20 protein-coding genes are annotated in these 21,226 nt (G+C 65.7%); 9 read left to right on the top strand and 11 right to left on the bottom strand.

What is annotated here, in order from left to right:
* Nucleotides 1-47 precede the first annotated feature (47 nt).
* The 4 genes from ptsP to BM118_RS35985 all read left to right on the top strand — a co-directional run bounded on the left by ptsP (nucleotide 48) and on the right by BM118_RS35985 (nucleotide 5,595).
* Nucleotides 48-2,315 (top strand): phosphoenolpyruvate--protein phosphotransferase, encoded by a 2,268-nt coding sequence (gene ptsP / locus BM118_RS36000; RefSeq protein ID WP_092192200.1) that lies wholly within the window; start codon nucleotides 48-50, stop codon nucleotides 2,313-2,315.
* Nucleotides 2,316-2,373: 58 nt separating this feature from the next.
* Nucleotides 2,374-3,459 carry a peptide chain release factor 1 gene (prfA, locus tag BM118_RS35995; RefSeq protein ID WP_092192198.1) on the top strand — a complete coding sequence of 362 codons (1,086 nt, stop codon included), beginning with the start codon at nucleotides 2,374-2,376 and terminating at the stop codon, nucleotides 3,457-3,459.
* On the top strand, nucleotides 3,456-4,349 hold the full coding sequence (gene prmC, locus BM118_RS35990) for a peptide chain release factor N(5)-glutamine methyltransferase (protein WP_092192196.1): 894 nt from the start codon (nucleotides 3,456-3,458) through the stop codon (nucleotides 4,347-4,349). The genes prfA and prmC overlap by 4 nt, the downstream gene beginning before the upstream one ends.
* Nucleotides 4,350-4,812: 463 nt before the next feature.
* A complete protein-coding gene (locus BM118_RS35985) occupies nucleotides 4,813-5,595 on the top strand; it encodes a DUF4167 domain-containing protein (RefSeq protein WP_092192194.1) in 783 nt (260 codons plus the stop codon).
* A gap of 57 nt (nucleotides 5,596-5,652) precedes the next feature.
* Here BM118_RS35985 and BM118_RS35980 read toward each other — a convergent pair whose 3' ends face one another.
* Nucleotides 5,653-6,393, bottom strand: coding sequence for a methyltransferase domain-containing protein (locus BM118_RS35980; protein ID WP_011083053.1), 741 nt, complete (start codon nucleotides 6,391-6,393; stop codon nucleotides 5,653-5,655).
* Nucleotides 6,394-6,501: 108 nt separating this feature from the next.
* On the opposite strand from BM118_RS35980, the gene gloB reads away from it, so the two are divergent.
* On the top strand, nucleotides 6,502-7,269 hold the full coding sequence (gloB, locus tag BM118_RS35975) for a hydroxyacylglutathione hydrolase (RefSeq protein ID WP_092192192.1): 768 nt from the start codon (nucleotides 6,502-6,504) through the stop codon (nucleotides 7,267-7,269).
* 37 nt (nucleotides 7,270-7,306) lie between these two features.
* Complete coding sequence (locus tag BM118_RS35970) at nucleotides 7,307-7,729, top strand: cupin domain-containing protein (protein ID WP_011083055.1); 423 nt, start codon at nucleotides 7,307-7,309, stop codon at nucleotides 7,727-7,729.
* A gap of 115 nt (nucleotides 7,730-7,844) precedes the next feature.
* Here the strand turns inward: BM118_RS35970 and yddG are convergent, their stop codons facing one another.
* The 3 genes from yddG to BM118_RS35955 all read right to left on the bottom strand — a co-directional run bounded on the left by yddG (nucleotide 7,845) and on the right by BM118_RS35955 (nucleotide 11,042).
* Nucleotides 7,845-8,714 (bottom strand): aromatic amino acid exporter YddG, encoded by an 870-nt coding sequence (yddG, locus tag BM118_RS35965; RefSeq protein ID WP_092192190.1) that lies wholly within the window; start codon nucleotides 8,712-8,714, stop codon nucleotides 7,845-7,847.
* Between the two features lie 173 nt (nucleotides 8,715-8,887).
* A complete protein-coding gene (gene phbB / locus BM118_RS35960) occupies nucleotides 8,888-9,613 on the bottom strand; it encodes an acetoacetyl-CoA reductase (RefSeq protein WP_091893769.1) in 726 nt (241 codons plus the stop codon).
* Nucleotides 9,614-9,863: 250 nt separating this feature from the next.
* Nucleotides 9,864-11,042 (bottom strand): acetyl-CoA C-acetyltransferase, encoded by a 1,179-nt coding sequence (locus BM118_RS35955; RefSeq protein WP_092192188.1) that lies wholly within the window; start codon nucleotides 11,040-11,042, stop codon nucleotides 9,864-9,866.
* A 305-nt stretch (nucleotides 11,043-11,347) separates the two neighbouring features.
* On the opposite strand from BM118_RS35955, the gene phaR reads away from it, so the two are divergent.
* Nucleotides 11,348-11,944: a polyhydroxyalkanoate synthesis repressor PhaR gene (gene phaR / locus BM118_RS35950; RefSeq protein WP_092192186.1), complete on the top strand. Its 597-nt coding sequence runs from the start codon at nucleotides 11,348-11,350 to the stop codon at nucleotides 11,942-11,944.
* Nucleotides 11,945-12,120: 176 nt separating this feature from the next.
* On the opposite strand, the gene BM118_RS35945 is transcribed toward phaR, so the two are convergent.
* Nucleotides 12,121-13,008: a branched-chain amino acid aminotransferase gene (locus BM118_RS35945; RefSeq protein ID WP_092192184.1), complete on the bottom strand. Its 888-nt coding sequence runs from the start codon at nucleotides 13,006-13,008 to the stop codon at nucleotides 12,121-12,123.
* A 160-nt stretch (nucleotides 13,009-13,168) separates the two neighbouring features.
* Here BM118_RS35945 and BM118_RS35940 point away from each other — a divergent pair, with 160 nt between their 5' ends.
* Nucleotides 13,169-14,104: an alpha/beta hydrolase gene (locus tag BM118_RS35940; protein WP_092192182.1), complete on the top strand. Its 936-nt coding sequence runs from the start codon at nucleotides 13,169-13,171 to the stop codon at nucleotides 14,102-14,104.
* 179 nt (nucleotides 14,105-14,283) lie between these two features.
* Here the strand turns inward: BM118_RS35940 and BM118_RS35935 are convergent, their stop codons facing one another.
* The 4 genes from BM118_RS35935 to BM118_RS35920 form a co-directional block, all read right to left on the bottom strand.
* On the bottom strand, nucleotides 14,284-14,532 hold the full coding sequence (locus BM118_RS35935) for a hypothetical protein (protein WP_092192305.1): 249 nt from the start codon (nucleotides 14,530-14,532) through the stop codon (nucleotides 14,284-14,286).
* A 111-nt stretch (nucleotides 14,533-14,643) separates the two neighbouring features.
* Nucleotides 14,644-15,204, bottom strand: coding sequence for a carboxymuconolactone decarboxylase family protein (locus BM118_RS35930; RefSeq protein ID WP_092192180.1), 561 nt, complete (start codon nucleotides 15,202-15,204; stop codon nucleotides 14,644-14,646).
* A 109-nt stretch (nucleotides 15,205-15,313) separates the two neighbouring features.
* On the bottom strand, nucleotides 15,314-16,477 hold the full coding sequence (locus tag BM118_RS35925; protein ID WP_092192178.1) for a PLP-dependent cysteine synthase family protein: 1,164 nt from the start codon (nucleotides 16,475-16,477) through the stop codon (nucleotides 15,314-15,316).
* A 45-nt stretch (nucleotides 16,478-16,522) separates the two neighbouring features.
* Nucleotides 16,523-16,987, bottom strand: a complete 465-nt coding sequence (locus tag BM118_RS35920) for an Lrp/AsnC family transcriptional regulator (protein WP_092192175.1) — start codon at nucleotides 16,985-16,987, stop codon at nucleotides 16,523-16,525.
* A 163-nt stretch (nucleotides 16,988-17,150) separates the two neighbouring features.
* On the opposite strand from BM118_RS35920, the gene BM118_RS35915 reads away from it, so the two are divergent.
* Nucleotides 17,151-18,164 carry a 1-aminocyclopropane-1-carboxylate deaminase gene (locus BM118_RS35915; protein ID WP_092192173.1) on the top strand — a complete coding sequence of 338 codons (1,014 nt, stop codon included), beginning with the start codon at nucleotides 17,151-17,153 and terminating at the stop codon, nucleotides 18,162-18,164.
* Nucleotides 18,165-18,353: 189 nt separating this feature from the next.
* Here BM118_RS35915 and recQ read toward each other — a convergent pair whose 3' ends face one another.
* Together recQ and BM118_RS35905 are read right to left on the bottom strand one after the other, a co-directional pair.
* Nucleotides 18,354-20,219: a DNA helicase RecQ gene (gene recQ, locus BM118_RS35910; RefSeq protein WP_092192171.1), complete on the bottom strand. Its 1,866-nt coding sequence runs from the start codon at nucleotides 20,217-20,219 to the stop codon at nucleotides 18,354-18,356.
* Nucleotides 20,220-20,466: 247 nt separating this feature from the next.
* Nucleotides 20,467-21,210 (bottom strand): polysaccharide deacetylase family protein, encoded by a 744-nt coding sequence (locus BM118_RS35905; protein WP_092192169.1) that lies wholly within the window; start codon nucleotides 21,208-21,210, stop codon nucleotides 20,467-20,469.
* Between the last annotated feature and the right edge of the window lie 16 nt (nucleotides 21,211-21,226).

Genomic DNA, 21,226 nt, shown 5'->3' with positions numbered 1-21,226 from the left:
CCGGAGCCCCCCTTTCGGGCCCGGCTGACGGAGGAGACTGAGGCTACATGCGGAGCGCGTCGGGAGGTCCCCGCGTCTTGTTGAGACGGCTCCGCGAAACCATGGCGGAGCAGGTCTCGGCCCAGGAGCGGCTGGACAAGATCGTGGTGCTGATCGCCGCCAACATGGTGGCCGAGGTGTGCTCGGTCTATGTGCTGCGCGTCGACAACACACTCGAGCTCTACGCCACCGAAGGTCTCAACCGCGAGGCAGTGCACCACACCGTGCTCAGTGCCCATGAGGGCCTGGTCGGCCTCGTCGCCAGCGAGGCGACGCCGCTCAATCTGAACGACGCGCAGAGCCATCCGGCCTTCTCGTTCCGCCCGGAGACCGGCGAAGAAATCTACCACTCCTTCCTCGGCGTGCCGATCCTGCGCGCCGGCAACACGCTCGGCGTGCTGGTGGTGCAGAACCGCGCCAAGCGCACTTATGTCGAGGAGGAGCTCGAGGCGCTGCAGACCACCGCGATGGTGCTGGCCGAGCTGATCGCCTCCGGCGAATTGTCGGCGCTGGCCCAGCCGGGCCTCGAGCCGGCCGCGCGCCACTCCATGCAGAAGGTCGGCGCGATCCTGTCGGAAGGCATCGCTCTCGGCCATGTCGTGCTGCACGAGCCGCGCGTCGTCATCAAGGACTACATCGCCGAGGACCTGCCGAAGGAAATCAAGCGGCTCGACACCGCGCTCACCAAGCTGCGCGCCGATCTCGACCGCATGCTGGAGCGCGGCGACGTCGCCGAGGGCGGCGAGCACCGCGATGTGCTGGAAGCCTACCGCATGTTCGCCAACGACCAGGGCTGGTCGCACAAGCTGCACGAGGCGGTCGCGACCGGCCTCACGGCGGAAGCCGCCGTCGAGCGCGTGCAGTCCGACACCCGCGCGCGCATGCTGCGCTCGACCGATCCCTATTTGCGCGACCGGCTGCATGACCTCGAGGATCTCGGCTACCGCCTGATGCGGCAGCTGGTCGGCCAGGACCACGCGCCGTCACGCGAACAATTGCCCGACAATGCCATCGTCATCGCCCGCGCGATGGGCCCGGCGGCGCTGCTCGACTACGACCGCAAGCGCCTGCGCGGCATCGTGCTGGAGGAAGGCACCGCCAACTCGCACGTCTCGATCGTGGCGCGCGCGCTCGGAATCCCTGCGGTCGGCGAGGTGCCGAACGCGCCTGGAATCGCCGACCCCGGCGATGCCATCATCGTCGACGGCACGTCGGGCTCGATCTATGTGCGCCCGTCGCAGGAGATCGAGGCGGCCTTCGCCGAGCGCGTGCGCTTCCGCGCCCGCCGCCAGGCGCAGTACCTCGCGTTGCGCGACCGGCCCTGCGTCACCAAGGACGGCCAGAAGGTCGAGCTGATGATCAACGCAGGTCTCGCCATCGACCTGCCGCATATCGAGGACACCGGCAGCGCCGGCATCGGCCTGTTCCGCACCGAGCTGCAATTCATGGTCGGCCAGAGCCTGCCGCGCACCAGCGACCAGCTCGCGCTCTACCGCACCGTGCTGGATGCGGCGGGCACCAAGCCCGTCACCTTCCGCACCCTCGACATCGGCGGCGACAAGGCGCTGCCCTATATGGAAGCGGTGATCGAGGAAAATCCGGCGCTCGGCTGGCGCGCGATCCGGCTCGGGCTCGATCGTCCCGGCCTGCTGCGCGGCCAGATCCGCGCGCTGCTGCGCGCCGGCGGCGGCCGCGCGCTGCGCATCATGTTCCCGATGATCTCGGAGGTCGCCGAATTCGATTCGGCGAAGGCGCTGGTCGAGCGCGAGCTCACCTATCTGCGCCAGCATGGCCACACGCTGCCCGAGCGCATCGACATCGGCACCATGGTCGAGGTGCCGGCGCTGCTGTATCAGCTCGACGAGCTGCTGAAGAAGGTCGATTTCATCTCGGTCGGCTCCAACGATCTGTTCCAGTTCCTGTTCGCGGTCGACCGCGGCAATGCCAAGGTCTCCGAGCGCTTCGACACCATGTCGGCGCCGATCCTGCGCGCGCTGCGCGACATTGCCCGCAAATCCAATGCGGCGAAGAAGTCGCTGTCGCTCTGCGGCGAGATGGCCTCCAAGCCGATCGGCGCGCTGGCGCTGATCGCGATGGGCTATCGCTCGCTGTCGCTGTCGGCGACCGCGCTCGGCCCGGTCAAGGCGATGGTGATCGATCTCGATGCCAAGAAAGCCGAGGCGATGCTCGGCCCGTTGCTGGATGCGCCAAGCGGCAGCGTCTCGATCCGGCAGAAGCTGACGGAATTTGCCGAGGCCGAAGGCCTGGCCTTGTAGCGGGCCTGTCGCCCGCGTCCCGCCGCCTCGCCGCCTTCCGCCATTTGAGACTTACCCGATGTCGTCACTCCCTGAAGCCAAACTGGACGTCCTGCTCGCGCATCACGCTTCGCTCGAGGCCGAATCGCTCGGACAGCTCGCCTCCGAGCGCTACGTGCAGATCACGCGCGAGCTCGCCGAGATCACGCCGCTGATCGAGGCGGTGAAGGCCTATCGTGCCGCGGTCAAGGAGCTCGCCGACACCGAGGCGCTGATCGCCGATCCCGCGACGGATGCGGAGATGCGCGGCATGGCGGAAGCCGAGCGCGACGAGCTGGCTCCAAGGATCGAGGATCTCGTCCAGAAGATCCGCGTCGCGCTGCTGCCCAAGGACGCCATGGACGACCGCAACGTGGTGCTGGAAATCCGCGCCGGCACCGGCGGCGACGAGGCCTCGCTGTTCGCCGGCGACCTGTTCCGGATGTACGAGCGCTTCGCGAGCCTGCAGGGCTGGAAGGTCGAGGTGATCTCGGCGAGCGAAGGCACCGTCGGCGGCTACAAGGAAATCATCGCGGAGGTGCAGGGCCGCGGCGCATTCTCGAAGCTGAAGTTCGAATCCGGCGTGCACCGCGTGCAGCGCGTGCCCGACACCGAGACGCAAGGGCGCATCCACACCTCGGCCGCCACCGTCGCGGTGCTGCCCGAGGTCGAGGACGTCGACGTCGACGTCAAGAACGACGATCTGCGCATCGAGACCATGCGCGCGCAGGGCGCCGGCGGCCAGCACGTCAACAAGACGGAATCGGCGATCCGCATCACCCACATCCCGACCGGCATCGTGGTGATGATGCAGGACAGCCGCTCGCAGCACAAGAACCGCGCCTCGGCCATGAACATCCTGCGCTCGCGCATCTACGACGCCGAGCGGCAACGCGTCGATGCGGCGCGCTCGGCCGAGCGCAAGGAAAAGGTCGGCTCCGGCGACCGCAGCGAGCGCATCCGCACCTATAATTTCCCGCAGGGGCGCGTCACCGACCACCGCATCAACCTGACGCTCTACAAGCTGCCGCAGGTGATCGCGGGCGAAGCGCTGGGCGAATTGATCGACGCACTGACCACCGAGCACCAGGCCGCACAGCTCGCCGCGCAAGGCGCGGCGGCGTGACGCCCCGCGTGAGCGATCCCTTCACCGGACAATCGATCGAGAGCGCACGGCGCGCACTGTCAGCGCAACTGCGGTCGGCGCAGCTCGACGAAGCCGAGCTCGACGCCCGCATCCTGCTTGGTGCTGCGCTCGGCCTCGATCTCACCGGCCTGATCGCGCAGGGCGCCCGGCTCCTCACGGAAGCGGAGGCCTCGCGGCTCGCGCAGCATGCGCAACGCCGGATCGCGGGCGAGCCGGTGGCGCGCATTCTCGGCACGCGCGAATTCTGGGGCCTGCCGTTCCGCCTGTCGGAAGCAACCCTGGTCCCACGTCCCGACACCGAAACGGTGGTCGAGCGTGCGCTCGAGCTTTTCCGCGAGCAGAAGGCAATCCACCCGCCGCGCATCGCCGACATCGGCACCGGGTCCGGCGCGATCCTGCTGGCGCTGTTGCACGATATTCCCGGCGCCTACGGCGTCGGCACCGATCTCAGCCTGAACGCGCTCGAGACCGCCAGGGGCAATGCCGCAGCCCTCGGCCTTGCCGACCGCTCCGCCTTCGTCGCCTGCTCCTATCTGGCGGCGCTCAGTGGCCCGTTCGATCTCATCGTGTCGAATCCGCCCTATATCCCCTCCGCCGAAATTCCGAAATTGAGCATCGAGGTGCGCGCGCACGATCCGCATGTGGCGCTCGACGGCGGCAATGACGGATATGACGCCTACCGCGCCCTGATCCCGCAGGCGGCTGAGCGTCTCGCTCCGGGCGGAGCGCTGATCGTCGAGGCCGGACAGGGCCAGGCCCGAAATATTGAAACCCTAATGACGGCTGCGGCGTTAGTGGTGGACAGGCCGGCCAAGGCCGATTTGGCGGGTATCCCGCGGGCCGTTTCGGCCCGAAAAATGCCCCCATAAAAGCCGGATTGGCCTGCAAAAACCTCTTGGAATATCCCTTGGGAACGACTACCTTCTGCTCAACACATCGGTGTCGGCCCCGTAGACTTACGGGCGAAAGCCGGGCTCTTGAGCGAGAGCTTCACTGATTTTAGGTTCCAAGCCGCAGGTCCTGTTAAGCGCGATGGCCCATTGAGGTGCGCTGCTTTCCGACCGCAAAGTGAACGAAAGCCTGATATTGCGCGCGAAGACTAACGCAAGAAACCAGGGCTTGTTTTGGCAGGCAAAATGAATGGGTTCGCTGGCGATGAATGCTGGCGGGTGGGGAACGCGTCTTTGTTGAACGCGACGGTCGACGAACATTGGCAGGGTTCAAGCCGCTTCTCGTGTGCGGTGCGCGCGAGCGATGTGAACCGCTGTCATCAGGTCACTCTCAGCAATCAGTAATGCGTGCAACCTTTAGGGCTGGAATTAAAGGCAGGACATGAGAAACGGTCAGAACAAGCAGCGGATGCGCAACCGCAACAACAACAATAACAACAACCGGCGCGGCCAGAACCCGATGACCCGGGTCTACGAGTCCAACGGACCCGATATCAAGATCCGCGGCACGGCTTCGCATATTGCTGAAAAATATCTCCAGCTCGCGCGCGACGCGCGCTCCTCGGGCGATCCCGTTGCAGCGGAGAACTACTACCAGCACGCCGAGCATTATTTCCGCCTGATCGCGGCCGCCCAGGAGCAGTTTCGCCAGAACCAGCAGCCGCGCGGCGACGAGCCCATCAGCAGCAATAGCGACGACGGCGAAGACGACGGCGAGAATTTCTCTAATTTCGGCCAGGAGCCGGGCTTCGTCCCGCAGCCGCCGCAGCAGCAGCCCTTCATGCGCGACCGCGACGGCCAGCGCGATCATCATCAGCGTGATCACCAGCAGCGCGACAACCAGCCGTCGTACCAGCGCGACAACCAGCAGCCGCGCGAGCACCGCGAACGCGACCATCGTCAGCAGCCGCCGCAATATCAGCCGCAGCCAATGCCGCCGAACCAGCCGCAGCCCGTCATCGCCGATGCCGGCAGCGTCGATCGCCTGCCCTCCTTCATCACCGGCGCGCAGCCGCAAGTGAATGTTGGCGGTCAGGCCGGCTTCGAGGGTGGTGGTGGTGGCGGCGAGCGCTTTCCGCGCCGGCGGCGCCGGCCGCATGGCCCGCGCCCCGAGCGCGAAGCCGCTCCGGCCGCGTCCAGCGACGATCTGGCGCCCGGCGAATAAGCTTCTTCTGATTTTCTGATCTGCATCGTCCCGGCCTCGCGCCGGGACGATTTGTTTTCAGCTGCGCGTCACCGTCGAGGACGGCACCAGCACCGGCTTCAACGAAGGAATCAGCCGCGCCCGCTCGCGCTTGGCGGGGATCGCGCGATAGACCTGCTTGGTGGCCTCGACGATATGCACGCCGGCAAACGGCAGCGACAGCGCCGCGCCGGCACGCTCCCACATCTGCGCCGATTTCAGCACCCAGCCACCGGCATAGGGCGGCATGAACAGCGCCTCGCCCCAGGCCGTCGGCGTGAACCAGGTCTGGCGCAACAGATCGGTGATCTGCGAGCGCGAATAGGGTCGGCCGTGGCCGAACGGCGTATTATCGCTGCGCGTCCATACGCCGCGCCGGTTCGGGATCACCGCAATGACGCGGCCGGACGGCGACAGCACGCGCCACACCTCGCGCAGCAGCGCAGCCGGATCGTCCGACATCTCCAGCGCGTGGACCAGCAGGATGCGGTCGACCGCGGAATCGGGCAGCGGCAGCGAGAATTCATCCACCAGCGAGGCCAGCGCCGGCCGCCCCGTAGGCCATTTCAGGACGCCCTGGGCCGCCGGCATGAAGGCGAGGCAGCGCTCGGCGTCCTCGCGGAACAGCCCGAGATAGGGCGTGGGATAGCCGATGCCGAGCACGCGCTGGCCCTCGGCGCGCGGCCAGCGCTCCCTGATGCCGCGATTGATCATTTGCCGCGCCACAATCCCGAGGCGACGGGAATAGAACTCGCGGAGGTCGACGACGTCGATGCTCATGACGGCAATGTAACATGCGCCAGGCCGCGGCTGCGCGCTGAATATTGCATTGCCTGCGCAACGTTAACGCCATATTTGTCTGCCGGGGCTGAGCCCGAAGGAGACGTCATGGCTGCCGAAATTCGTACTTTCAGCTGTTTAAACGACAATTTCGGTTACCTGATCCACGATGTGGAAACCAAGGCGACGGCATCGATCGACGCGCCGGAGGCCGGCCCCATCCTGAAGGCGCTGGAGCGCGAGGGCTGGCAGCTCACCGACATCCTGATCACCCATCATCACGGCGATCATGTCGGCGGGGTCGCCGAACTCAAGCAGAAATATAACTGCCGCGTCGTCGCGCCGCACGACAAGACGACAAAAATCGCCAACGTCGACCTGCGCGTCGCCAATGCCGACGTGGTCAAGATCGGCAACCTGCTGGCGCGCGTCGTGGAGACGCCCGGCCACACGCTCGACCACATCTCCTACGTGTTCGACAACGAGAAGACCGTGTTCGCCGCCGACACGCTGTTTTCGATCGGCTGCGGCCGCGTCTTCGAGGGTACCTACCCGATGATGTGGGATTCGCTGTTGAAGCTGCGGGCCCTGCCCGACGATTTCAAGCTCTATTGCGGCCACGAATACACCGCCTCCAACGTCAAGTTCGCGCTCACCGTCGATCCCGACAATGCGGCGCTTCAGGCGCGCGCGGCGGAGGTGGCCAGGCTCCGCGCCGAGAACAAGCCCACGATCCCCTCACTGCTTGGTGACGAGAAGCGAGCAAACGTGTTTCTGCGCGCCGATGACCCCGCGGTCGCAGCCAGGCTACACATGAAGGGTGCGGATGCCGCCACGGTGTTCGGCGAGCTGCGCGAGCGCAAAAACAAATCTTGAAGAACATGTCCTGAAGAGCAAACCCTGACGGGGATCGATGCCGACCGCAGCCGAGATCATCGCGCGCCTTGAACTCCGACCGCATCCCGAAGGCGGGCACTATCGCGAGACGTTTCGCGACCAGACCACGGACGCCAACGGGCGTTCGCGCTCGACCCTCATTTACTTCCTGCTCGCGCGCGGCGAACGCTCGCACTGGCACCGCATCGATGCGGTCGAGATCTGGCATTACTATGCCGGCAGTCCGCTGATGTTGCGCATCGCGCATGAGGGCTGCTCCCAGCACGAGGTCCGCCTCGGCACGGATCTCGTGAGCGGCGAACGACCGCAGGCGATCGTGCCGGCCGATGCATGGCAGATGGCCGAGACAACCGGTGAATGGACACTGGTCGGCTGCACCGTCGCGCCGGCCTTCGAGTTCGCGAAGTTCGAGCTCGCGCCGAAGGGCTGGGAGCCGTAGCTCCACAGCGTCATTCCGGGGCGCCTCGCAAGCGGCGAACCCGGAATCTATCTCGCCACCATTGACGCGGATAAATGGATTCCGGGTTCGCACTTCGTGCGCCCCGGAATGACAATCACCGCTTCCTGAGCACCATGTCCTTCGCCGCGATCAGGCCGCCGCCGGCGATCAGGACTGCGGCGATGGCGATGTTGGCACTGGCCTTGGCGAAGCCGGCGGCGATGAGGAAGCCGGTCGAGAGCAGCGGCGTCGCGTAGGATGCGGCGCCGAGCACGCGGATGTCGCCGCGCTTCATGCCGATGTCCCAGGCGTAGAACGCAGCACCGACGGGGCCGATGCCGAGCGCGATGACCGAGAGCCATTGCAGCGTGGTCTCCGGCCACACGGTGGTTTCGAGCGCACCGTGCATCAGTGCGGCGAGCACCGATGTGGCGAGGCAGAAGCCCGCGACCGCGTCGGTCGGCACCGCCTTCAATCGGCGCGACAGCACCGAATAGGTTGCCCACACGAAGGCGGCGATGAAGGCCGCGATCAATCCCGGCACCGCCCCCGGCGCGAAGCCGGAGGTGTTGCCGGCGAACAGCAGCACGGTGCCGACGAGGCCGAGCACGGCGCCGACGATGTGATGCACGGCCAGCCGCTCGCCCGGCAGGAACGACGAGAACAGCACGATCAGCAGCGGCCAGAGATAGTTGAGCAGACCGGCTTCAGCCGGCGGCGCGAAGCGCAGCGCGAGGAAATACAGCGCGTGATAGCCGAACAGGCCGCCGACGCCGACCACCCACACGGCCAATGGCTGGCGCAGGCTTTTCGCCGCCTCGCCGCGGCCGATCCAGGTGAGGAGGCCGACGAGGCCGCCGATCGCGAAGGTCATCGCGGCGAGCTGGAACGCCGGGATCTTTCCGGTCGCCACCGTCATCACTGACAGCAGCGACCACATCAGGATCGCGGTCAATCCGATCAGCGTCGCGGTGCGGGGAGTCATTTAATAAATCGCCTCGTCATTCCGGGGCGGCTCGAAGAGCCGAACCCGGAATCTCGAGATTCCGGGTTCGCCGCTATCGCGGCGCCCCGGAATGACAGTGCATGGACAAATGCCCGGGACAAGCCCGGGCATGACGAGACGATGGCTTTACGATCGCACGTGATGCGATCGCATCACACCATGTACTGGCCGCCGTTGACCGTCAGCGTCGAGCCGGTGATGGCGCCGGCCTCGTCGGCGGCGAGGAACACGACCGCGCGCGCGATCTCCTCGGGCTCGCCAAGGCGGCCGATCGGGATCAGCGGCAGGATGGCCTTTTCCAGTACGTCCTTCGGCACGGCCTGCACCATTTCGGTGTTGATGTAGCCGGGGCAGATCGCGTTCACGGTGACGCCGCCCTTGGCGTTCTCCAGCGCCAAGGCCTTGGTGAAGCCGATCTCGCCGGCCTTCGCCGCGGAATAGTTCACCTGGCCGAACTGGCCCTTCTGGCCGTTGATCGAGGAGATGTTGATGATGCGGCCGAACTTGCGGCCGCGCATGCCTTCGATCACCTGGCGCGACATGTTGAACAGCGAGCCGAGATTGGTGCCGATCACGGCGTTCCATTGCTCGAGACTCATCTTGTGGAAGGCGCCGTCCTTGGTGATGCCGGCATTGTTGACGAGCACGTCGATCGGGCCGACCTCGGCCTCGACCTTCTTCACGCCCTCGGCGCAGGCGTCGAAACTGCTGACGTCCCATTTGTAGACTGCGATGCCGGTCTCGGCCTTGAACTTCTCCGCCGCCGCATCGTTGCCGGCATAGCTCGCCGCGACCTTGTAGCCAGCCGCCTTCAGCGCCTTGCTGATCGCAGCTCCGATGCCCCGCGTACCACCCGTCACCAATGCAACACGTGCCATATCGTATTCCTTCCCTTGGACTCTTCGGACGTTTCTGAGTGATCGTTTTTAGATGCGGATTATGCGGGACGTTTGACGGACATCAAGAACAAAACGCCCGGCGTGAGCCGGGCGTTTCTATTTAGTCGAGGCAGATGCGGCTGCGAAGAATATTTGATTTGCAATCGCTGCCTTTTTAGTCGCGTGCAACGCACTCACTTATGTGTGCAGCGCACGCGCAAGATCCATGTAAGCGGCGCGGCAGCTATCCTCAGTCGCGCGCCAGACACATCGCGATACCCATGCCGCCGCCGATGCACAGCGTGGCAAGGCCCTTCTTGGAATCGCGCTTCTGCATCTCGTGCAGCAGCGTCACCAGCACGCGCGCGCCGGAGGCGCCGACCGGATGGCCGATCGCGATCGCGCCGCCGTTGACGTTGACCTTGGAGGTGTCCCAGCCGAGGTCCTTGTTGACGGCGCAGGCCTGCGCCGCGAAGGCCTCGTTGGCCTCGATCAGGTCGAGGTCGCCGACGTTCCAGCCGGCCTTCTTCAGCGCGGCGCGCGAGGCCGGGATCGGGCCCGAGCCCATGATCTTCGGATCGACACCGGCCTGAGCCCAGGACACGATGCGCGCGAGCGGCTTCTTGCCTTCCTTGGCCGCCTGCTTGGCGGTCATCAGCACCACGGCGGCGGCGCCGTCATTGATGCCCGAGGCCGAGCCTGCGGTGACTGTGCCGTCCTTCTCGAAGGCCGGGCGAAGCTTCGCCATCGCGTCGATGGTTGCGCCATGACGCGGATATTCATCGGCGCTGACGACGACGTCGCCCTTGCGGGTCTTGATGGTGACGGGAACGATCTCGTCGTTGAACTTGCCGGCCTTCTGCGCGGCCTCGGCCTTCTGCTGCGAGGCGACCGCGAATTCGTCCTGCTGGGCGCGGGTGATCTGCCACTGCCGCGCGACGTTCTCGGCGGTGTTGCCCATGTGGTAGCCGTTGAAGGCGTCCCACAGACCGTCCTTGATCATGGTGTCGATGAACTCGACCGCGCCCATCTTGACGCCGCCGCGCAGGTACTGGGCGTGCGGGGCCATGCTCATGGATTCCTGGCCGCCGGCAACCACGATCTCGGAATCGCCGTTGAGCAGCGCCTGGTAGCCGAGCGCGACCGTGCGCAGGCCCGAACCGCAAAGCTGGTTCACGCCCCAAGCGGGGCTCTCGACCGGAATGCCGGCGGCGATCGACGCCTGGCGGGCCGGGTTCTGGCCCTGAGCGGCGGTCAGGATCTGGCCCATGATGACTTCCGAAACCCGGCCGGGCTCGATGCCACCACGCTCCAGCGCGGCCTTGATAGCGATAGCGCCGAGATCGTGGGCGGGAAGGGTCGCGAACGCTCCGTTGAAGCTTCCGACCGGGGTGCGGGCGGCGCTGACGATGACGACATCGTCTGACATGGGCATCTCCTGGGGTTGAATGGGGGCAGACGGGGCTGGGGAAACGGCTCGCCAGTCTCGGACGGCATCCTGTTAACGTCATTGCGGCATGTCAATCGGCGGGTGGCCGAATTCATGCCGCAACGCATTCAAAATAGCGTTCTTGGCGCTTTCGCAAGCACGTTTTTGCTGCCCGATTAACCGTGGCGCACAAAACGGTAGCGTGACCCCTTTGAAAATGCTTATTTTGTTGCGTTGCGTACTCTTCCCGCCCTGCGGCATTGGCCGCCGGGTTCCCGTTCTCAGCGTCTTGCAAGTGAGAGCCCATGGCGAAATCAGACCAACCCACCACCATCAAGAAATACGCGAACCGCCGGCTCTATAACACCGGAACGAGCACCTATGTGACGCTGGAAGACCTCGCCGCCATGGTCAAGGATGGCGAAGATTTCCTGGTCTACGACGCCAAGTCCGGCGACGACATCACCCGCTCCGTGCTGGCCCAGATCATCTTCGAGCAGGAGAACAAGGCCGGCCAGAACCTGCTGCCGACCACCTTCCTGCGCCAGCTCATTCGCTTCTACGGCGACAGCATGCAGATGGTGGTGCCGAAATATCTGGAACAGTCGATCGCGACGCTGACCCAGGAGCAGGAGAAGTTCCGCAAGCAGATCGCCAACACGCTGTCCGGCACGCCCTTCGCGCCCCTGGAGGAACAGGTCCGCCGCAACATGGAGCTGTTCCAGCAGACCTTCTCGATGTTCAAGCCGTTCGCGCCTGGCGCGGTCCGCCCGGCGTCTGCGCCAGAGCCTGAGCCCGATGCGAGCGCCGAGCCGACCAAGGACAGCAACATCGACGATCTGCGCCAGCAGATGAAGGAAATGCAGGAACGCCTCGAGCGGATGTCGAAGAAGGAAGAGTAGGGCTTTTCGGCGCGCCAAAGCGCGCTTCCTGCTCCGACCAAGTCGTCCTGGCGAAAGCCAGGACCCATACCGCGTGATCTATCGGTCGCGTTCGAGAGCAGTCCCGGACGAGGAGTCTTCGCCAAACTACCCCTTGGGGTAATGGGTCCTGGCTTTCGCCAGGACGACGTTTGGCCCTACGCCGCCAGCTTCACCGCATGCGCAAAGTCCCAATAGAGCTTGCGCGCCTTGGTGTAGAGCGGGCCCGGCTTCAGCTCGCGCTCGTCGATCCGAATCACGGGCGCGACCTTGGCGAAATTGCCGGTTGAAAAGATCTCGTCGGCGGCGAGGAAGTCGGCATAGCGCAGCGTCTTCTCGACTACGGTGACGCCGTCGGCGCGAAGCAGGCCGATGACGCGCTGGCGCGTGATACCGTTGAGGAAGGTGCCGTTCGGCACCGGCGTGAACACCACGCCATCCCTGGCCATGAACACGTTGGAATTGCCGAACTCGGCGACATTGCCGAGCATGTCGAGCATCAACGCGTTCTGGAAGCCGCGCGCAGCGGCCTCCGCCAGCGCGCGCGAATTGTTGGGATAGAGGCAAGCTGCCTTGGCCTCGACCGGCGCGCACTCGGCCGTCGGCCTGCGGAACGGCGACAGCGTGATGGCGTTGCCGACGGGTTTGGGCATCGGCGCCTCGTAGATGCACAGGCACCAGTTGGTGGTCTCGGGGTCGAACAGCACGCCGCCGCCCGCCCCGTTCTGCGCCCAATACATCGGACGAATGTAAAGCTCGGCATTCGCCGCGAAACGCGCGATGCCTTCGTTTGCGAGCGTGAGCCAGGTGCCGGCATCGACCACCGGCTTCAGGCCAAAGTTGACCGCGGATTGATTGGCACGGGCGACGTGACGGTCGAGATCGGGTGCGACGCCTTCGAACGCGCGCGCGCCGTCGAACACGACCGAGCCGAGCCAGGCCGCATGCGTGCGCGGGCCCATGATCGGCACATTGCCGTCGTGCCATTTGCCCTCGAAGAAGGTCCAGCTCGGCGAATATTCGATGGGTTTCTTGATCTCGGCCATGACCGGCCTCCCTTGAAAATATCCGGGCACTATTATCCCAATTTCTAAATGATTCCCTGCGGGAAATGACCACCCTCCCCCTCCTCGGGGGTAAGCATCGAGGCGAAATAACATTGAGGAGCAAACCGGATATAATGCCGGCCACGTTACGGAGTCCTCCATGCCGCTCGATCCGCTCGCGAAGCGTTTGTTGACCATGATGGCTGCGGCGGGGCCGCAGGCGCGAAGCCGGCCGAGCGTCGAGGCGCGGCGGCAGTCGCTGGCCAAGCTGATGCAGTTTGCGCGCGCCGACGCGCCTGACGTGACTGCGTCCGACGGCACGCTGCCCGGCCCCGGCGGAGAGCTTCCCTATCGGCTGTATTCGCCCGCAAGCGCCAGCGAGCGCGCGCCGGGCTTCGTGTTCTTTCACGGCGGCGGCCTGGTCGCCGGCAGCATCGCCACGCACGACCGCATCGCGGCCGCGCTTGCGCATGCCACCGGCTGCCGCCTGGTCTCGGTCGACTACCGCCTTGCGCCGGAGCACAAATTCCCCGCCGCGGTGGACGACGCGATCGGCGCCACCGAATGGGTCGCGCGCGAAGCGTCGTCCCTTGGCATCGACGCCGAACGCCTCGTGGTCGGCGGCGATTCCGCCGGCGCTACGCTTGCCGCGATCGTGTGCCAGGAGGCGCTGCAGAACGCCGGCCTCTCCATCGTCGCGCAATGCCTGATCTGCCCGGTGCTGGATTTCGAGGAGACCTCGCCTTCGCGCGAGGCGTTCGCCGAGGGCCATCTGATCGATCGCATCACGATCGAAGCCGATCTCGCCGACTATCTGCCCGGCGACATCGATGCCGCCGATCCCCGCATCTCACCGCTGCGCGCGACCCGCCTTGCGGGGCTGCCGACCGCGATCATCCATACCGCCGAGTTCGACCCGATGCGCGACGAAGGCAATGCCTATGCGCGCAAGCTGCTCGCCGCAGGCGTCACCGTCGAGCACGTCTGCCATGACGGCATGGTCCACAATTTCCACGCCATGGGTGCGATCCTGCCGCAGGCACAACTCGTGCTGTCGCAGATCGGCGAACAGGTGCGGCGGGCGGTGGAGAAGTGAGGCGCTTAGCGGCGAGACGGGTGAGGGGTCTCTCGCCGCGCGAATCTCTCGCGTCTGAATTCTCGGATAGAACCCCTCAACCGGCGCCATGGCCGAAGCCTCGCTTCGGCGTTCTCTGGGAGCGGCGGCCGTAGGCCGCCTATGCCACCTTCTCCCACGAGGAGAGAAGGAAGCAAGGGTCACGCCCGTGCGTCGAGCACAGCGCGTGCCGCCACGACGTATTCCGGCCAATGCGCGTCCGCGTAACGTTCGGCCTGGCGCGCGCAAGTGACATCGGGCGCGTGCGCTGCTGCGATCATCCGCGCGAAGCGCTCCTCGGCCACCGTCGTGTCGTCGGTCACGGGCGTCGGCGCCGCCGTGGCCATTGCGTTCGGAACGACGGCGAGCCCTGCGATTCCAGCGAGCAAGATGCGACGTGACGTCTTCATGGCTTTCATTCCCTATTATCTTGCACTTCGATCGTGAACGACGAATGCGTCGCCATGGCGGCAGGGTAGCCTCGCGGGCCCGTCCGGTCCAGAACCGGCGGATACGTCCGGCTATTCCGGCACCGGCACGTCGAAGGTGTTAAGGGTGACCGAGACCATGCAATAGACGCCGACGAGATAGGACAGCTCGGCCGCGCCATGCTCGCCGAATTCCTTGACCGCGGCGCGCCAGGTCAGTTCCGGCAGCACGCCGCCGCCGACCAGCGCCGATGCGACGTCGTAGGCGACCGCCTCCTGCCTAGTGAGATCCACCGGCCGCTGCCCGGCGACGATGGTCGCGAGCTTCTCGTCGGAGAGGCCGCGCTGCTCGGCCACCAGCACATGGGCATAGAGCTCGTAGCCGGAACGGAAATGCGAGCCGGTGACGAGGATCGCGACCTCGCGCACCGGCGCCGGCAGCAGCGGGTTCGACGCGATCACCTTGACCAGCTCCCATACCGGCTTGCCGAAGCGCGGCTCGCGGATCCAGGGATTCCAGGGCCCGAGCAGCGCGCCGTCGTCGCGCATGTTCACAAAGCCTTTAAAATGGTCCTTGATGCCGGCCCGCATGTCATCATAGAGCGGCTTCTGTTCGTCGGTCAGATCTTTCGGATCGAGAATGGGAAGGCGCACGGCAGGATCTCCTCGTTGAGAAGCGGTGACGGTCGCCCGCGTGCGCAGGCATGGCAAGTGAAGTTGCCGTGACGACCGTGCAATTTTGCAAATGCCAGGGAGACGCCGGTTATGAGGCCTCGGAGCTTCGTGCGCCCTGCGGATTGACGACGTCGTCGACCGCGAGTGCCAATGGCTGCCCGGTGTCGAGGAACGACGACAGGGCTGCCTCGAACGGCGCCGGATCGAGGCCGCGCGCCTTCAGCCATGCGGGCTCATAATAGGTCTGCCGGTAGCGCTCACCGGAATCGCAGATCAGCGTCACCAGCGACCCTGTTACGTTCGCGTTGCGCATTTCCGAGGCGAGCCGGCACAGCGCCAGGAAATTGGTGCCGGTGGAGCCGCCGACCGCGCGGCGCAGCCGGCGCGACAGCACGTTCATCGCCGCGATCGTTGCCGCATCCGGGATCTTCATCATGCGATCGACCACGCCCGGCACGAAGGACGGCTCGCAGCGCGGCCGGCCGACGCCCTCGATCAGTGACGGGCGGTCGCAAACATGGGAACGGTCCTGCGTGCGGAAGCAATCGAAGAAGGCTGAATGCTCGACGTCGGCGACGCACAGCCGTGTCGGATACTGGCGGTAGCGCAAGTATCGTCCGATGGTGGCCGAGGTGCCGCCGGTGCCCGCCCCCATCACGATCCAGTCCGGCAGCGGTCGCGGCTCGCCCTGCAATTGCGTGAAGATCGATTCGGCGATGTTGTTGTTGCCGCGCCAATCGGTGGCCCGCTCGGCGAAGGTGAACTGGTCCATGTAGTGGCCGTTCAGGCGGGTGGCAAGCGCGGCGGCCTGCGCATACAGCGCGCGGCCGTCGTCGATCAGATGGCAGTTGCCGCCATAATGCTCGATCGCGGCGATCTTCTCCGCCGAGGTCGTGCGCGGCATCACGGCGTAGAAGGGCACGCCGATCATCTGCGCGAAATAGGCTTCCGACACCGCGGTCGACCCCGACGAGGCCTCGACGACGGGCGTGCCTTCGCGGATGTGGCCGTTGCAGAGCGCGTAGAGGAACAGCGAGCGCGCCAGCCGGTGTTTCAGGCTGCCGGTCGGGTGCGTGGATTCATCCTTCAGATAGATGTCGATGCCTGATAGCGCCGGCACGATCAGCCGGATCAGATGCGTGTCGGCGGTGCGGCACTGGTCGGCCTCGATCGCGGCCACGGCTTCGTCCACCCAGCCGCGCCGATAGGCCGGTGCGACAGGATTTTGCTGACGGAAGGGAGGTGATTGCATCGAAGGAATCTCTCATGATGCGCAGCGCGCATCAATAGCTCCCGCTCAAAACTCCAGCGGCGCGTTGTCGACGACTTCCTTCATCACGAAGAAGGTGCGGGTCTGGCGCACGCCGGGCAGCGCGATGAGCTGCTCGCCATGGATGCGGTTGAAGTCCTCCATGTCGCCGACGCGGATCTTGAGGAAATAGTCGAAGTCGCCGGCGACGAGGTGGCAGTCGAGCACGAATTTCAGCTTTGCGATCGCCTGCTCGAAGATGGCAAAGCTTTCCGGCGTCGAGCGGTCCAGCACGACGCCGACCATGACCAGGGTCCCCTTTGCCACCTTCTTGGGGGCAACCATGGCGCGGACGGCGGCGATGAAGCCGTCCTCGAACAGGCGCTGGGTGCGGCGATGGCAGGTGGCGGGGCTGATCGCGACGGCTTCGGCCAGCTCGGCATTGCTGAACCGGCCGTTATTTTGCAGCAATCTCAAGATCTTAAGGTCAACGCGATCTAGCCGGGACGACATGGAAGAAGCTTCCAATCTTTGATAAGTTTTCGGAAGAAATGATAGCAAAAGCTCCAATATTCGCAAGAAAACATGCGATATTGGCGCAGCATTCGAGAGCACATTCCTTACCGCCTATGCTAGTCGCTGCGGCCAGCTCAACACCCACGGGGATGACCTGACCATGCTGGAAAAATTCGCGCGCTATCCGCTGACCTTCGGCCCGACGCCCATCGAGAAGCTGGAGCGACTGTCGAAGCATCTCGGCGGCAATGTCGAGATCTATGCCAAGCGCGAGGACTGCAATTCCGGCCTCGCCTATGGCGGCAACAAGCTGCGCAAGCTCGAATACATCATCCCGGACGCGATCGCCTCGAACGCAGACACGCTGGTCTCGATCGGCGGCGTGCAGTCCAACCACACCCGCATGATCGCAGCCGTCGCCGCCAAGATCGGCATGAAGTGCCGCCTGGTGCAGGAAGCCTGGGTGCCGCACGAGGACGCCGTCTATGACCGCGTCGGCAACATCATGCTCTCGCGCATCATGGGCGCCGACGTGCGCCTGGTCGACGACGGCTTCGACATCGGCATCCGCAAGAGCTGGGAGCAGGCGATCGAGGAGGTGAAGGCCGCGGGCGGCAAGCCTTACGCGATTCCCGCCGGCGCCTCCGTGCACAAATATGGCGGGCTCGGCTACGTCGGCTTCGCCGAGGAAGTGCGCAAGCAGGAAGCCGAGCTCGGCTTCAAGTTCGACTACATCGTGGTCTGCACCGTCACCGGCTCCACCCATGCCGGCATGCTGGTCGGCTTCGCCGCCGACGGCCGCGCGCGAAAGGTGATCGGCATCGACGCCTCGTTCACGCCGGCGCAGACCAAGGCGCAAGTGCTTTCGATCGCGCAGAACACGGCCAAGCTCGTCGAGCTTGGCAAGGACGTCGTTGCAGACGACGTCGTGCTGATCGAGGACTACGCCTATCCCGCCTATGGCGTGCCGTCGGAAGAGACCAAGGAAGCGATCCGCCTCACCGCGCGTCTCGAAGCCATGATCACCGACCCCGTCTACGAGGGCAAGTCGATGCAGGGTCTGATCGACATGACGCAGAAGGGCTATTTCGAGAAGGGCGCGAAGATCCTCTACGCCCATCTCGGCGGCGCGCCCGCGCTCAACGGCTACGGCTACGCGTTCAGGAACGGCTGAGGTTGCCCGCCTCGCGCCTCATTTACCGCTGTCGTCCCGGCGAAGGCCGGGACCCATAACCCCAGGGAGCAGTTTGGCGAAGAACGTCGTCGCGCCTGCCCCAAGACAAATCACGCGGTATGGATCCCGGATCTGCGCCCCGCTTCGCTGCGCTTGTCCGGGATGACGACGTGGAGGGATGGTCGCGCCCTACCGCGCCCTGATCAGCCGCAGCAGCTCGTCGCCGTAATGCTCGAGCTTCTTGTCGCCGATGCCGGGCACGTTGCGGAGCTCGTCCAGCGTAGTCGGCCAGGCCCGCACGATGCCGTCGATGGTGGCATCGTGCAGCACGACATAGGCCGGCACGCCGCGTTCACGCGCAACATCCGAGCGCCAGGAGCGCAGCCGCGCGCGCAGCTCGGGATCGACGTCGCCTTGCGGGGCGCTTGCGGCAGGCGCGAGATCGCCGCGGCGGGATTTGGCGCGGCTGGAACGGATGCGGGTGCCGGGCGCCTCCTCGCGCAGCCACACCTCGGTCTCGCCGCGTAGCACGCCGCGTGCGGAGTCCGTCAGCTTCAGCGCGCCATAGGCTTCACTGTCGCTCTGCAAATGGCCCATCGCCACGAGCTGCCGCAGCACCGTGCGCCACTGCTTTTCGTTGAGCTCGCACCCGATGCCGAATACCGACAGCTTGTCGTGGCCGAACTGCGTGACCTTCTCGGTCAGGCGGCCGATCAGCACGTCGATCAGGTGCATTGCGCCGAAACGCTGGCCGGTGCGATAGACGCAGGAGAGCAGTTTTTGCGCCAGCACCTTGCCGTCGCGCATCTTCGGCGGCGTCAGGCAATTGTCGCAATTGCCGCAGGTTTCGCCGTGAACGATCTCGCCGAAATAGGCGAGCAGCCGCCTGCGCCGGCACTGGGCGGTCTCGGCGAGCCCGACCAGCGCGTCGAGCTTGCCGATCGACACGCGCTTGAAATCGTCGGAGCCACTGGACTCGTCGATCATGCGGCGCTGCTGCACGATGTCGGAGAGGCCATAGGCCATCCATGCCGCGGACGGCTTGCCATCGCGGCCGGCACGTCCCGTCTCCTGGTAATAGGCCTCGATGCTCTTGGGCAGATCGAGATGCGCGACGAAGCGCACGTCGGGCTTGTCGATGCCCATGCCGAAGGCGATGGTCGCCACGATGACGATGCCGTCCTCGTTGAGGAAGCGGTCCTGGTTGCGCGAGCGCACGCTGCTGTCGAGCCCGGCGTGATAGGGCAGCGCGGCAATGCCGGCATCGTCGAGCGCGGCGGCGACCTCCTCGACCCGGTTGCGCGACAGGCAGTAGACCACGCCGGCGTCGCCCGCATGGCGCTCCCGGATGAACTCCTTGAGCTGCGACACCGCATTGCGCTTGTCGACGATCTCGTAGCGGATGTTGGGGCGGTCGAAGCTGGAGACGAATTGCGGACTGCCCCCAAGCTGGAGCCGTTCGACAATCTCCTTCCGCGTCAGCTCGTCTGCGGTTGCGGTCAGCGCGATGCGCGGCACCTCGGGGAACCGCTCGGCGATGATGGAGAGGCCGACATATTCGGGCCGGAAGTCGTGGCCCCATTGCGAGACGCAGTGTGCCTCGTCGATGGCGAACAGCGCGACCTTGGCCTGCGCCAGCATCGACAGGCAGCGCGGCGTCACCAGCCGTTCCGGCGCGACATAGAGCAGGTCGAGATCGCCTGCGATCAGGCGCCGCTCGATGTCGGAGGCCTCCTGCGGCGTCAGCGACGAGTTGAGCGCGGCGGCGTTGACCCCGGCCTCGAGCAGGCCGGCGACCTGGTCGCGCATCAGCGCAATCAAGGGCGAGACCACGATGCCGCAGCCTTCGCGCAGCAACGACGGCAGCTGGTAGCACAGCGACTTGCCGCCGCCGGTCGGCATCAGCACCAGGCAATTGCCGCCATCGGTGACGTGCCGGATGATCTCGCCCTGCGCGCCGCGGAACCCTGGCAGGCCGAACACCGAATGCAGCACCGACAGCGCGTCGCGGCCGTTGGCCGGCGCGGGCAGCGGAGCGGTGGAAGGGACGTTCATGGGTGTGTCGGAGGCCGTGGGATTCGTCACAAGGCCAGTCGCATGCTGGCGCGGGCGTGGCAAGACTGTTTGCGCGGCAAGGCCGAGTCTTCCCCTCTCCCCCTGTGGGAGAGGGTGGCTCGCCGCGTAGCGGCGAGACGGGTGAGGGGTTCTCTCCACGGATTCGATAGAGGTTGATTCGCTGAAACAGACCCCTCATCCGGCGCTTTGCGCCACCTTCTCCCACAAGGGGAGAAGGAAGAAAGAGCTACGCCCCGATCCTTCGCAGCGCCTCCGCGACGGTCACGATCGGCATGCCGCGCTTGCCGGCCGCGTCCAACGCGTGGCGCATCAGGCGCGGCGTGCAGCCATAGGGACTCGGCGCGTTCGCGACGTCATGGCCGTAGAAGATGAGCCATCCGCCGCTCTCGACCGCCTCGTCGAAATAACGATCGACGCCCGCCGTATCGATCTCGCAATCGACCAGCGGCGAGGCCCGCAGGAACTGGAGGTCGATGACGTCGCGATTGACGCCGGGCAGAATGCCGCGTGCCGAGCGGAAGGCTCTTGCGAGCTGCGGCTTGCGCCAGATCGAGGCGAGGCCGTACGGATAGGCGAAATTCTCCAGCGTGATCGAGGAATCGATGGCGCGGAGATGGCTGCGGTTCCGTTCGATCTCGCGGGTCATGGCGGCCTCGTCGAGATTGACCGCGCACTGGTGCGAAAAGGTGTGGCAGGCGATCTCGTGGCCGGCACGGTGAAGCCGCACGATCGCGTCGTTCGACAGCCCATGCCAGTGATCCGACGGCCGATCGATCAGGCTGCCGGCGATGTAGTAGGTGCCGCGGCCGCCATGCGCTTCGAGGAGCGAGGCGCCCTCGCCGGCGGCACTATCGGGGGCATCGTCGAAGGTGAAGCTCACCATCGGCGCATGGGCGGGCAGCCGGTGCGGCGCGGCACGGAAGTGCCGGGCGAGCCGATTGCTCACGCGTCCCTGGAGTGCCGACCACACGACTGCGTTTCCTGTG

Source organism: Bradyrhizobium sp. cf659 (assembly GCF_900113725.1).
GTDB lineage: Bacteria > Pseudomonadota > Alphaproteobacteria > Rhizobiales > Xanthobacteraceae > Bradyrhizobium.
This window is presented reverse-complemented; position numbering and strand designations above follow the sequence as displayed.